Here is a 13,493-nt window from a genome sequence, read left to right as displayed (position 1 = left end):
AACCAACCATACATGACAGATCGATCTGAGAAAGAAACCATCCTGGAATTAAAAAATATACGAAAACACTTTCCGATTAAAGCTGGGGTGCTGCAAAAGAAAGTAGGAGCAGTCAAAGCGGTTGACGGCATCGACTTAAACATTTATAAAGGCGAAACGTTAGGCATCGTTGGAGAGTCTGGATGCGGTAAATCCACATTAGGACGGACGATGATTCGTTTATATGAACCAACAGAAGGACAAATTCTATTTAAAGGGCAAGATATCTCTCATGTATCTGAATCAAAACTAAGACAATCAACAAGGAAAAACATCCAAATGGTTTTTCAAGATCCCTTTGCATCACTCAACCCTAGAAAAACACTTCGAAGTATCATCAAAGAACCCTACAAAACACATCACTTATATTCCTTAAAAGAAAGAAATGAAAAAGTAGAACAGCTTTTATCCAAAGTCGGCCTTCACCCAAGTTTTGCGAATCGATACCCGCACGAATTTTCCGGTGGACAAAGGCAGCGGATCGGTATCGCTCGTGCACTTGCCATGAATCCTGAAATGATCATAGCAGATGAGCCTGTTTCAGCGCTTGACGTCTCCATTCAGGCGCAGGTCATCAATTTGATGGAAGAGCTTCAAGAAGAGTTTGACCTCACCTATCTATTTATCTCTCACGATCTCAGTGTGGTCCGCCACATTAGTGATCGAGTGGGCGTCATGTATCTTGGCAAAATGATGGAACTTGCGGATAAGCACAGCCTGTACGATGATCCGCTTCATCCGTATACACAGGCGCTTTTATCTTCCGTTCCAGTCACCCGTAAAAAAGGTCAGGTGAAAAGGGAACGGATTATGCTGCAAGGGGATTTACCAAGCCCTGCAAATCCGCCAAAAGGTTGTGTGTTTCATACAAGATGCCCACACGCGAAAGAAGTCTGTAAAGAAAAAGTACCAGAATTTCAAGAATTAAAAACGAACCACTTTGTGGCCTGCCACCTCTACGACGCTTGATCACGCTTGTATGATCTCATCTTTGAGAGGGGGGATGAAACGGGCTTCTGTCATCATTTTTTAAAAAAGATAGGGGGAATTGTCTATGAAAGATAGAAAGAGAAAGTCCATTTTGGTCAGTTTACTGCTGATCTTTACATTGATCCTTGCTGCTTGTTCTGGTGGAAATAAAACGTCTGGAGACAGTGAAAAGAAATCCACAGGTAAACCTGTACAAGGTGGCGATCTTGTCATTGGTTCGATTGCAGAGCCTACATTATTTAACTCACTTTACTCAACAGACGTTGCAAGTTCTGATATTGAAGAGAGAATCTATAGCTTTTTACTGCAAACAGATGGAAAGCTTAACCCACAGCTGGCGTTGGCAGAAGATATTAAAGAATCCGATGACGGCAAACAGTTTGATGTGACCATTAGAAAAGGCGTGAAGTTTCATGATGGAGAAGAACTGACTGCTGATGATGTTGTGTTTACATACAGCATTCCGATCAATAAGGATTACAATGGTGAGCGTGGATCAGGCTTTGAAGTATTAGAGTCTGTCAAAAAAACAGGGGACTATTCGGTCGAATTTAAGCTGAATAAAAAAGATCCATATTTTTATAACGTCACGCTAGGAAGCTATGGCATTTTACCAAAGCATATTTTAGGTGATGTCCCTATAAAGGATCTTGGCGAAAATGAATTTAACCGAAAAAATCCAATCGGCTCTGGCCCATTTAAATTTGCCGAGTGGAAAGAAGGAGACTATGTCAAACTCGAAGCATTTGATGACTATTGGGATGGACGCCCATACCTTGATACAGTCACCATTAAAACGATTCCTGATCAAAATGCAGCCATGGCTCAGCTATCCGCAGGTGATATTGATTTCTTTGCAGTGCCTGGAGCAGAACTGCAAACAGCTGAAAAAGTTAGTAACATCAAAATCGAATCTGATCTAGGGCTTAATTATTCATATATTGGCTGGAATCAGAAAAACGAACTGTTCAAAAGTAAAAAAGTCCGTCAAGCGCTTACCCATGCCATTGATCGTCAAACCATTGTAGATCAAGTGTTAGATGGAGACGGGAAAGTAGCCAACATCCCAGAAAGCCCGCTGTCATGGAACTACCCTAAAAATGAAAATGTCCCAGTATTTGAATTTGATCAAGAAAAAGCGAAAAAGATGTTGAAAGAAGAGGGCTGGGAGGATACAGATGGAGATGGTTATCTTGATAAGGACGGTAAGAAGTTCTCCTTCGTCTTGAAGACGAACCAAGGAAACAAAGTCCGTGAAGATATTGCTGTCGTTGTCCAGCAGCAGCTCAAAGAAATTGGCATTGAAGCAAAACCGCAAATTGTAGAATTTAGTGCATTAATCGAACAAACAACCCCGCCAAAATGGGATTATGATGCGTTATTACTCGGCTGGAGCTTAGCGACATTCCCTGATCAATACAGTATTTTCCATTCAAGTCAGTCTGAAAAAGGCTTAAATAACATTTGGTATAAAAATGAAGAAGTCGATAAACTGCTAGTTGATGCCAAAAACTTGAGTGATCGAAAAGAGTATTCAAAGGCATATGAAAAAATTTATGAGCTGATTGCAGAAGACCAGCCGTATACGTTCCTTTATTATGCCAACTCACATCGTGCGATGCCATCTAATCTACAAGGCTACTCTTACCACCCAAAAGATGAATATTACAAAATCGAAAAATGGTGGATTGAACAGTAGTCTGCTAGTGAAGAAGGGGGAGGGGTCTCCCCTTTTTTCATCATAGTATGGCCATCCGATGAAAAAGGAGTTGTGCATATGGTTACATATATCATTAGAAGGACACTTCTTTCCATCCCAATTTTGTTTGGTATTACGATTTTGTCCTTTGCGATTATGAAAGCAGCACCAGGCGATCCGATGTCACTCATGATGGACCCGACCATTAGTGCCGCAGACCGGGAAGCCTTTATTGATAAGTACGGCTTGAACGATCCTGAATATGTGCAATATATGAAATGGCTCGGCAATATGCTTCAAGGTGACTTTGGCACATCCATTGTAAAAAAAGGAACGCCCGTGTCGGATTTGATTTTTGCCCGGCTGCCTAATACTCTCATCCTCATGATCTTTTCTACATTAGTTGCCCTGATCATTGCCATCCCATTTGGTGTTCTTTCAGCAAAACGTCCGTATACAAAACTTGACTATGGTATTACGGTTACATCATTTATCGGACTGGCTATTCCGAATTTCTGGTTTGGTTTAATCCTTATAATGGTGTTATCAGTGAATTTAGGATGGTTTCCGACCGGGGGTGTCTCTACCTTAAATGCAGATTTTAATCTATTTGACCGGCTTCATCATATTATTTTACCGGCCTTTGTTTTAGCAACGGCTGATATGGCCGGCCTTACACGTTATACAAGGTCAAGTATGCTCGATGTGATGCGGCAGGATTACATTCGCACGGCGCGAGCGAAAGGTTTTAGAGAGAACAAAGTCATCTTCAAACATGGATTGAGAAACGGTCTGATGCCTGTTATTACGATCTTTGGACTCATGATTCCATCCTTTATTGGCGGCGCAGTCGTGGTGGAACAAATCTTCACATGGCCAGGGCTTGGGAAACTGTTTATCGATTCTGCTTTTTCAAGAGATTATCCCGTCATTATGGCGATGACTGTTATCTCTGCTGTGCTCGTGGTCGTTGGAAACTTAATAGCGGATATTCTCTATGCGATCGTTGATCCGCGTATTGAATATTAGAAGGGAGCTGAGGCACAATTGGCACAACCTAATATGGGAACACCTCCTGTTGATCTCAAATTAAAAGAAGGCCTTCCGCCAAAACCAGAGACGATGCTTCGTTTATTTTGTGAGAAATTTTTCAAAAATAAATTGGCGGTTGCCGGCTCCGCTATTTTATTGATCATTATCTTTTCGGCTATTTTCGCTCCGGTGATCGCACCTTACGCACCGGAACAGCAAGACTTATTGAAACGGCTACAGCCTCCAAGTGCAGAGCATTTTATGGGAACCGACAAGTTTGGCAGAGATATTTTTTCAAGGGTGCTATACGGAGCGAGGGTGTCTCTATTAGTTGGCTTTGTCTCGGTAGTCGGAGCCATCACCATTGGAACCGTCATTGGGGCGGTAGCGGGATACTTTAAAGGCTTTGTCGATTCTGTGCTCATGAGAATGGTGGATGTGGTATTGTCTATTCCAGATATTTTTCTCTTGATCACGCTAGTGACAATTTTTAAACCGGGTATTGATAAATTGATTTTAATTTTTGCGCTGACTGGCTGGACAACAACCGCCAGGCTGATCCGCAGTGAATTCTTGTCACTTCGCACAAGAGAATTCGTACTCGCAGCAAGAACGATCGGAACGAAAAACCATGTCATCATCTTTTCGCATATTTTACCGAACTGTATCGGCCCTATCATTGTGTCTGCTACATTGAAAGTCGGTTCTGTTATTTTAGCTGAGTCGACACTTAGCTATCTAGGGTTTGGCATCCAGCCTCCAACGGCGAGCTGGGGAAACATGCTTCAAGATGCACAAAATTTCTCCATCATGGTGCAAGCATGGTGGTATCCACTGTTCCCAGGTTTACTGATTCTACTTACCGTTTTATGCTTTAACTTCTTAGGTGATGGACTGAGAGATGCCCTTGATCCTAAAAAGCTAAAATAAGGTTCTGCTTATAGAAGATCGTGAAAGGACTCTGCGAGACGTTCTCCTTTTCCCAGGAAATAAAGCCGTCCTTCCGTCAGGGCGAAGTTTTAATAAAGTTGGAATAATTTCTCTATCCCTTGCCCATACTGTGGACAACAGTTTTTAAAAAGTGAGGGATTGGTTATGTTATTTCTTCATGACGTATGGGTGAATTGGTTTGAAGGGGAAGAGAATGGCTATAATGTGTGTCATTTTCATGAGTGGCGCAAGGAGGACAGCGTGGAGCTGTTAGATCAAGTACCTTTACTCAAGGTGCAGAGTCCTTTGTTTGATTACATAGAGAATGATCTATCAGAGCTGCCAAAGACGCTGCTAGAGACTGTATTTGAGAAATCATATATTCGAAAAAATCATGAACGCCGTAAATTAGAGTATTGCTTTGTGGTCACGGACGGGATAAGAATCATCGCTGTGGATACGATTGGTTATTCCATTCCTGTGAGAAAGAGCCGATTGATTCCAAGACAGGAGCAATTGGTATATGAAATGGTGAAAGATGTGAAGGCAGAGGAGTATGAATTCACGCCGGACAGCCTTGAATCGACGAAAGAATATCACATCCTATCATTACCACCGCAGCATATCAGCGGATTAACGAGAAAAGAAAGACAGCTGAAGCAGCTGATGTTTATGGCGTTAGATCAACTAAAGGGGCTTCAAAACCGAGCAGAAATTGCCTATTGGTATACAGAATGGAATCCGCGTATGTACAACCAGATCAAACGAATGTCTTTCGAGGAAATTTGGAACATGCTTTATAACGAAACCATTGATGGATGGTCAGAAAACCATTTAGCCTTTTGTGAAAAAATGATTAAAGGACAGCCATTTTTTGAAAAACTTTGGGAAATGGAAAACGAATCGAAAGTCAATTAGAAAAAGCTTGCAGCTGAATATGCTGCAAGCTTGTTTTATTTGCGTTTCCGGCCAAGACCCATCGCATTCTCCATTTTTTTCAGCATTTTGTTTGCCGCACGGTTAGCCTTTTCAGCACCTTCATCTAAAATGCGGTCAAGCTCATCTGACTCAATGAGTTCATAATAGCGATCTTGAATCGGTTTTAATGCATCCACAACAACGTTCGCAAGATCTTCCTTAAATTCACCATAACCTTTGCCTTCGTATTTTTGTTCAAGCTCTGCAATCGATACGTTCCCTAATACAGAATAAATCGTCAGTAAGTTGGCAATTCCAGGTTTGTTTTCTTTGTCATATTTGACGATGCCTTCTGAATCAGTCACAGCACTTTTGATTTTCTTTTCAAGCTGTTTTGGCTCATCTAATAAGGTAATGAAAGATTTTTGGTTCGGATCAGATTTGCTCATCTTTTTCGTTGGGTCTGCTAAAGACATAATCCGAGCGCCTTCTTTTGGAATTTTGACTTCAGGTACAGTAAAAATGTCGTTATACTTTCGGTTAAAGCGTTCAGCAAGCGTTCTCGTTAATTCAAGATGCTGCTTTTGATCTTCTCCTACAGGAACTAAGTCCGTACCGTATAACAGAATATCGCCAGCCATTAATGGCGGATACGTTAATAGTCCTGAAACGACTGCTTCCTTACCAGCAGATTTGTCCTTAAATTGAGTCATTCTTTCTAATTCTCCAATATAAGCGACACATTGCAGCATCCATCCTGCCTGGGCGTGGGCAGGTACCTCTGATTGGATAAACAATGTTGCCTTCTCTGGATCAAGTCCCACTGCCAAATAAAGAGCGGCTAAGCTTCTAATATTTTGTCGAAGGGCTAAACGATCCTGACTGACCGTAATGGCATGCTGATCGACCACACAAAAGTAGCCGTTGTAATCATGCTGAAGATCGACAAATTGCTTCATCGCTCCAATGTAGTTCCCCAATGTCACAGAACCGCTAGGCTGAATGCCTGAGAAAATCGTCTTTTTTGTCATACTAAAACCTCTTTTCTTCAATATAAAAAGGCCCACCCATCACTTTTCAACAGAAAAGGGACGAATGAACCGTGGTACCACCCTTGTTATTTCAATACGAAATCACTCAAGACGTTGATATCGGAGACTGCTCCGTCTAAGCCTACTAACTCTGTCAAGTGTTCGGTTAGCTGCTCCAAAGCCCATTCCATACATGCCATTATCTGCTTGCACCAACCGCAGACTCTCTGTAAATGGTGAATATATGTACTCTTCTTTTTCATCGCAAAAATGTAATTTCATTCATTATAAATAAGCAAAAATCAAAAGTCAAAACCTACATATAATAAATCAAGAGCAATATTAACATTTCAATGAGTAAACTCAAACCTAATGTTCTTAAGGTTGAAAAGTTACTTTGAAAAGATGATGATAAATGTTTGTTTAAACTGTCATCAACATGGTCCTTTTGCTTATTTAAAGAATCAAACACCTTTCGGAAGCTGTAAGATATTTGATCAAAAAATCCACTTTTTAAAGTGATGAACGATAACCACACTAGCAAAGTGCCAGAAGCTAAATAAAATGTGATGTTAATCATGCTTAAGAAAGATATGTGCCCATAAAAGAGGAAGCTTAAAATGAAAACAAGGCCATTAGAACTAAGTAAAAGAATAAAAAATCTAATAACAATCACTCCTGCGCATTAAAACTTTACTGTACTAAAATAGCAATAAAAACATTTAATTCAAGACTTTCACTATATAAGAAAAACGAAACAAGGAACGAAGCTGTTGTTTTAATCAATTTCTTGATATCAGTTTACAATGAATCATGAAGATTGCCAATTGTATAGACAGGATTACCTCTGATTAGGTATTTAAGATCACAAAATCTCAGAAAAATAACCAAATTATTTCAATTTTTTAATAAAAATATTAAAAAACAGTGGAAATATGAAAATTTTCTTAAAAAAATGAATGCACAATTACTTATTTGCTAGTATAATAGTTCCTGTAGTTCATTTATGAAGGGGAGGTCAACAACTAGATGAAAAAGTCTAAATTTTCACTGCTTTTAGTTTTTTTATTGGTGCTGACTATTTTTGTATCTGCATGTTCAGGTAAACAAAGTAGCGACAAGGGCACTGCATCCAAAGATTCAAAACAAGAGGCTACAATTTTAGAATCACAGGAAATGCCTGCAATGGATACAATCCAAGCGAGTGATACAATCAGTTTTACGACTATGAATAACGTGTTTGAAGGTTTGTATCGTTTCAACGATAAAGAAGAATTAGTGCCTGGTATGGCTGATGGGGAACCAGTTGCTAACAAAGATAAAACAGTTTACAACATCAAAATTAAAGATGCAAAATGGTCTAATGGTGACCCAGTTAAAGCTCAAGACTTCGTATATGCATGGCAACGTGCTTTAGATCCAGAACAAAAGTCTGAGTATGGCCCATATATGATGGTTGGTAAAATTAAGAATGCTGATAAAGTATACAACAAAAAAGCAAAGCCTGAGGAACTAGGAATTAAAGCTGTAAGCGATAAAGAACTGCAAATTACACTTGAAAAACCAATTCCTTACTTCCAATCTCTGCTTTCATTCCCAACATTCTACCCAGTGAATGAAAAGTTCGTTAAAGAACAAGGTGACAAATATGCGAAGACTGCAAAGAACCTTGTATACAACGGACCATTTGAGCTTTCTTCTTGGGATGGCCCACAAGCAACTACTTGGGAATACAAAAAGAATGAAGAATATTGGGACAAAAAGAACGTCTCTATGACAAAACTTACTTTTAAAGTATCTAAAGATCCACAAGCAGCTGTTAACGCATTTGAAGCGGGAGAAGCTGATATTACACCTAAATTATCAACACCTGCCATCATCTCTCAATACGAAGGTGATAAGCGGATGAAAAGATTACTAGAACCTACTGTGTTCTGGTTGAAAATGAACCAAGGAAATAAATCTTTAAAGAATGAAAACGTTCGTCGCGCAATTGCAACGGCAATTGATAAAGAAGCGTTTGTAAATGATGTGTTGCAGAATGGTTCAGTTGCTGCATACTATCAAATTCCAAAAGATTTCGTACATGATGAAAGCGGAAAAGACTTCCGTGATGGAATGCCTAAATACTTAGAAACTAATAAAGATGAAGCGAAAAAGCTTTTTGAAAAAGGGTTGAAAGAATTAGGAACGTCTAAAGTAACGCTTAATTACTTAGGTGATGATTCTGAGACAGCTAAAACAATCGGTGCTTTCATTAAAGATCAGCTCGAGAAAACTTTACCTGGCTTAGATATCAATATTCAAAGTGTTCCTTTCGCTACTCGTATTGATCGTGATAAGAAAGAGGATTACGATCTTCAGATGGCTGGATGGGGTCCAGATTACCTTGATCCGATCACGTTCTCTGACTTGTTCATCACAGGTGGCGGAAACAACCACATGGGTTACTCAGATAAAAAATATGATCAGTTGTTAAAAGATGCATCTGGCAAATTAGCTGCAAAACCTGAAGAACGCTGGAAAGCTTTACAAGAAGCTGAAAAAGTATTATTACAAGATGACGCAGCACTTTCACCAATTTATCAGAGAGCAACTAACTATCTGATTAATAACAAAGTAAAAGGATTTGTCATTCACAAAGTTGGACCTGAATTCAGCTACAAATGGATGAAAATTGAAGGATAATTAACAATCTTATAGAAAAGAGAGTGTATTCTCTGAATATACTCTCTTTTTCACTGAGAGAAATATGTCGAAATATACAGAAAAGTCAGTTTTATCAGGAGGTGCAAGTATGCTGAAATACTTAATTAGACGGGTTGCCTACATGGTTGTTACCCTCTTCATCATTGTTTCAATCACTTTTTTCTTAATGAAACTTATTCCGGGTTCTCCTTTTGTTAATGCGCAAAAGTTGTCAGAAGCTCAACAAGCTGTACTTAATGCAAAATATGGACTAGATCAGCCAATTCCTGTTCAATATTTTCATTACATGATTAATACATTCACTGGGGATTTAGGTGTTTCATTCCAATTCAACAATACCTCCGTAACAGAACTTCTTTCATATCGAGTAGGACCATCTGCTGTCCTAGGCCTTCAAGCGATTATTTTAGGAACGATTGTTGGTATCTTTTTGGGAGTAGTTGGAGCTTTAAGACAGAACACATGGGTGGATTACTCTGCTACTTTCTTGGCAGTTATCGGTAAATCAATTCCGAGTTTTGTATTCGCTGGATTACTTCAGTACTATATTGCGGTGAAATTGGGGTTATTACCAACTCAATTTTGGAATGGGTTTGAATATACAATTTTACCTACTATAGCGTTAGCAATGTTCCCTATCTCCATTTGTGCTCGTTTTATGAGAACAGAAATGGTTGAAGTACTTGAGACAGATTACATTTTGCTTGCAAAAGCAAAAGGAGCAGGCTATTTTGAGATCGCATTTAAACATGCAATGAGAAATGCTTTAATACCTGTTGTCACAGTACTTGGTCCATTGACTGTTAGTTTAATGACGGGATCACTAGTAATAGAAAAAATCTTCTCAATTCCTGGAATTGGTGAGCAGTTTGTTAAAGCCATTACAGTAAACGACTACCCAGTCATCATGGGTACAACTATCTTATTTGCCGTTCTTTTTGTAGTGGTTGTATTTATTGTCGATATTCTATATGGAATTATCGATCCTAGAATTCGTGTAGCGGGAGGTAACAAATAATGAAACAGCAAGAAGAAAATATTGATAAAAGTCTGTTTGAACCCGCTGGTGTTGATACATTATCTGCTGAAAAAATTGAAAAACCAAGTCTAAATTATTGGCAAGACGCATGGCTTAGAATTAAAAAGAATAAAGCCGCTGTTGTTAGTATGGTGATTTTATTTTTAATTGTATTCATGGCGCTCGTCGGACCATTAATTAGTGGCAAAGACTTTAGTACTCAAACAACGTCTGAAGCGAACTTACCGCCTCGAATCCAAGGATTAGAGCATGTTAGTTTCTTACCTTTTACTGGTGAAAGAACACTAAAAAATGGTGATGTGGTTAATCCATATGAACAAAAAGGGATTGAACATTACTACTGGTTCGGTACCGATAATCTTGGGAGAGATCTATTTACACGTGTGTGGAAAGGAACTCAAATCTCACTGCTTATTGCTGTTGTTGCAGCTGTGATCGATTTAATTATTGGTGTTGCCTACGGCGCTATTTCTGGTTATTTCGGTGGGAAAATTGATAATGCGATGCAGCGTATTTTGGAAGTTCTAATGGGGATTCCAAACTTAATCGTTGTCATATTAATGATTCTCGTCTTAAAACCAGGGATTATTCCAATTATTATTGCACTAAGTATTACCGGGTGGATCAGTATGGCTAGGGTCGTGCGTGCTCAAGTCATGAAGCTGAAAGAACAGGAATATGTACTAGCCGCTAGAACTTTGGGATTAAGTAACTTTAAAATTATCTTTAAGCACATGTTGCCAAACTTAACAGGTGTGATGATTATTAATACAATGTTCACTATTCCTAGTGCGATCTTCTTTGAAGCTTTCTTAAGCTTTATTGGATTAGGTCTGCAAGAGCCGCAAGCTTCACTAGGGACATTAATTGAAGATGGGTTTAAATCAATGATCGCTTTCCCATATCAGATGGTTTATCCAGCAATTATCATTAGTGTTATCATGATCGTCTTTAACCTTGTTGCCGACGGTGTGAGAGATGCACTTGATCCAAAAATGAAAGATTAGTACGGGGCGGTGATGTTGATGAATAAACAAGAAACGATTTTAAAAGTAAATGACTTAAATATTTCATTCCACACATTTGCTGGCGAAGTTAAGGCAATTCGAGGTGTGAATTTTGAATTGAAAAAAGGTGAGACGCTTGCCATTGTTGGAGAATCAGGCTCTGGTAAATCGGTAACTTCTAAATCAATTATGGGTCTGCTTCCTAAATCTAACTCCGAAGTGAAAAAAGGAGAGATTTTGTTTCAAGGTAAAAACCTAACAAAACTTTCTGACAAACAGATGCAGAAAATAAGAGGGAAAGATATTGCCATGGTCTTTCAAGATCCAATGACATCTTTGAATCCGACTATGACAATTGGCAAGCAAATTATAGAACCCATCTTAAAACATCAAAATGCAAGTAAAGAAGAAGCTAAAAAAAGAGCACTTGAGCTTTTGAGTCTTGTAGGTATTCCGAAACCGGAACAGAGGTTCAAGCAATACCCTCATCAATTTTCTGGTGGGATGCGACAAAGGGTTGTCGTTGCAATAGCTCTTGCTTGTAATCCGAAAATTTTAATTGCAGATGAGCCAACTACTGCTTTAGATGTAACCATTCAAGCCCAAATCTTAGAACTGATGAAAGATCTTCAAAAGAAGATTGAAACATCTATCATCTTTATCACACATGATTTAGGGGTCGTTGCGAATGTAGCAGATCGTGTAGCGGTTATGTATGGTGGTCAAATTGTTGAAATTGGCACCGTAGATGAGATTTTCTATAACCCAAAACATCCATATACTTGGGGATTACTGAGCTCTATGCCAAGTCTTGATGCAAAAGAGGAGAAATTGTTTGCCATTCCAGGTACGCCGCCTGATTTGTTGAATCCTCCAAAAGGAGACCCGTTTGCGGCTAGAAATCAATTTGCAATGAAAATTGATTTTGAACAGCAGCCGCCTTTATATCAAGTATCAGAAACTCATTTTGCAGCTACATGGCTTTTACATCCTAACGCACCAAAAGTAGAACCTCCTGAATCAATTAAGCAAAGAATGCGACAATTTAATGCGCAAAAAGGGGGGGATCACATTGAGTGAAAAAGATGTTATTTTACAAGTGAAAAATCTTAAGCAATATTTTAATGTAGGTAAACCTAATGAAGTAAAAGCTGTTGATGATGTCAGCTTTGACATTTATAGAGGTGAAACATTGGGCCTTGTAGGTGAATCTGGTTGCGGGAAATCCACTACTGGGAGAACCATCATTCGTCTATACAATGCAACAGGTGGCGAAGTTATTTTTAACGGGCAGAATGTGCATGATAAAAAATCAACAACAGATCTTAAACAATTTAACCGAAAAATGCAAATGATCTTTCAGGATCCATATGCCTCCCTCAATCCAAGAATGAAAGTTGTGGATATTATTGCTGAGGGTATCGATATTCATGGTCTTGCAAAATCAGCACAAGCACGTAAAGACCGTGTGTATCAATTGCTTGAAACGGTTGGTTTGAATAAAGAGCACGCAAATAGATACCCACATGAATTTTCAGGCGGTCAAAGGCAGCGTATTGGGATTGCTCGTGCGTTAGCTGTTGAGCCGGATTTCATCATTGCCGATGAGCCAATCTCTGCACTAGATGTGTCGATCCAAGCGCAGGTCGTCAACTTAATGAAAGAACTGCAAGAAGAAAAGGGCTTAACGTATTTATTCATTGCCCATGACCTTTCCATGGTCAAATATATCAGCGATCGTATCGGCGTGATGTATTTTGGGAAATTGGTTGAGCTGGCACCAGCGAATGAATTATATGAAAACCCGCTTCATCCATATACAAAATCATTACTATCTGCGATTCCGCTTCCAGATCCTGATTATGAGCGTAACCGCAAACGGATTAAATACGATCCATCTGTTCATAAAGGAACAAATACGGAATTTCGTGAAGTGAAGCCAGGTCACTTTGTCAGCTGTACTGAGGAAGAATTCAAAGAGATCAAAGCAAAACAATAAGAACAGAGAAGAAGCACTGCGATATCAGTGCTTCTTTTTTTTATTTTACAAAAAAACAAGTTGATGGTAATTTTTATGTAAAATGAGTAAACCAGGAGGA

12 protein-coding genes and 1 other annotated feature are annotated in these 13,493 nt (G+C 39.1%); of the genes, 10 read left to right on the top strand and 2 right to left on the bottom strand.

Features of this window, described 5'->3' with window-relative positions:
- Positions 1 to 12: 12 nt before the first annotated feature.
- From N521_RS17700 to N521_RS17680, 5 genes are all read left to right on the top strand, one after another.
- Positions 13 to 1,008 carry an ABC transporter ATP-binding protein gene (locus N521_RS17700; RefSeq protein WP_025207148.1) on the top strand — a complete coding sequence of 332 codons (996 nt, stop codon included), beginning with the start codon at positions 13 to 15 and terminating at the stop codon, positions 1,006 to 1,008.
- 85 nt (positions 1,009 to 1,093) lie between these two features.
- The gene (locus N521_RS17695) at positions 1,094 to 2,728 is read left to right on the top strand and encodes a peptide-binding protein (RefSeq protein WP_008348494.1); all 1,635 of its coding nucleotides are present in this window, start codon (positions 1,094 to 1,096) and stop codon (positions 2,726 to 2,728) included.
- Between the two features lie 78 nt (positions 2,729 to 2,806).
- Positions 2,807 to 3,757: an ABC transporter permease gene (locus tag N521_RS17690; protein ID WP_008348492.1), complete on the top strand. Its 951-nt coding sequence runs from the start codon at positions 2,807 to 2,809 to the stop codon at positions 3,755 to 3,757.
- A 33-nt stretch (positions 3,758 to 3,790) separates the two neighbouring features.
- The gene (gene opp4C / locus N521_RS17685) at positions 3,791 to 4,690 is read left to right on the top strand and encodes an oligopeptide ABC transporter permease (RefSeq protein ID WP_017360169.1); all 900 of its coding nucleotides are present in this window, start codon (positions 3,791 to 3,793) and stop codon (positions 4,688 to 4,690) included.
- Between the two features lie 165 nt (positions 4,691 to 4,855).
- The gene (locus N521_RS17680) at positions 4,856 to 5,608 is read left to right on the top strand and encodes a YjbA family protein (protein WP_025207150.1); all 753 of its coding nucleotides are present in this window, start codon (positions 4,856 to 4,858) and stop codon (positions 5,606 to 5,608) included.
- Between the two features lie 35 nt (positions 5,609 to 5,643).
- Here N521_RS17680 and trpS read toward each other — a convergent pair whose 3' ends face one another.
- Positions 5,644 to 6,639, bottom strand: a complete 996-nt coding sequence (trpS, locus tag N521_RS17675) for a tryptophan--tRNA ligase (protein ID WP_025207151.1) — start codon at positions 6,637 to 6,639, stop codon at positions 5,644 to 5,646.
- Between the two features lie 53 nt (positions 6,640 to 6,692).
- Positions 6,693 to 6,911, bottom strand: a binding site (T-box leader).
- Between the two features lie 44 nt (positions 6,912 to 6,955).
- Positions 6,956 to 7,219: a DUF3899 domain-containing protein gene (locus tag N521_RS19465; protein WP_223255625.1), complete on the bottom strand. Its 264-nt coding sequence runs from the start codon at positions 7,217 to 7,219 to the stop codon at positions 6,956 to 6,958.
- Positions 7,220 to 7,668: 449 nt separating this feature from the next.
- On the opposite strand from N521_RS19465, the gene N521_RS17670 reads away from it, so the two are divergent.
- The 5 genes from N521_RS17670 to N521_RS17650 all read left to right on the top strand — a co-directional run bounded on the left by N521_RS17670 (position 7,669) and on the right by N521_RS17650 (position 13,393).
- Positions 7,669 to 9,327 carry a peptide ABC transporter substrate-binding protein gene (locus N521_RS17670; RefSeq protein ID WP_035392439.1) on the top strand — a complete coding sequence of 553 codons (1,659 nt, stop codon included), beginning with the start codon at positions 7,669 to 7,671 and terminating at the stop codon, positions 9,325 to 9,327.
- 109 nt (positions 9,328 to 9,436) lie between these two features.
- The gene (gene opp3b, locus N521_RS17665) at positions 9,437 to 10,366 is read left to right on the top strand and encodes an oligopeptide ABC transporter permease (protein WP_035392438.1); all 930 of its coding nucleotides are present in this window, start codon (positions 9,437 to 9,439) and stop codon (positions 10,364 to 10,366) included.
- Positions 10,366 to 11,394, top strand: coding sequence for an oligopeptide ABC transporter permease (opp3C, locus tag N521_RS17660; protein ID WP_035392435.1), 1,029 nt, complete (start codon positions 10,366 to 10,368; stop codon positions 11,392 to 11,394). The genes opp3b and opp3C overlap by 1 nt, the downstream gene beginning before the upstream one ends.
- An 18-nt stretch (positions 11,395 to 11,412) precedes the next feature.
- Positions 11,413 to 12,474: an ABC transporter ATP-binding protein gene (locus tag N521_RS17655; protein ID WP_035392433.1), complete on the top strand. Its 1,062-nt coding sequence runs from the start codon at positions 11,413 to 11,415 to the stop codon at positions 12,472 to 12,474.
- The gene (locus N521_RS17650; RefSeq protein WP_370648313.1) at positions 12,443 to 13,393 is read left to right on the top strand and encodes an ABC transporter ATP-binding protein; all 951 of its coding nucleotides are present in this window, start codon (positions 12,443 to 12,445) and stop codon (positions 13,391 to 13,393) included. Before N521_RS17655 ends, N521_RS17650 begins: the two co-directional genes overlap by 32 nt.
- Positions 13,394 to 13,493: the final 100 nt, after the last annotated feature.

The organism is Bacillus sp. UNC125MFCrub1.1 (genome assembly GCF_000701305.1).
GTDB lineage: Bacteria > Bacillota > Bacilli > Bacillales > Bacillaceae > Bacillus > Bacillus altitudinis.
This window is presented reverse-complemented; position numbering and strand designations above follow the sequence as displayed.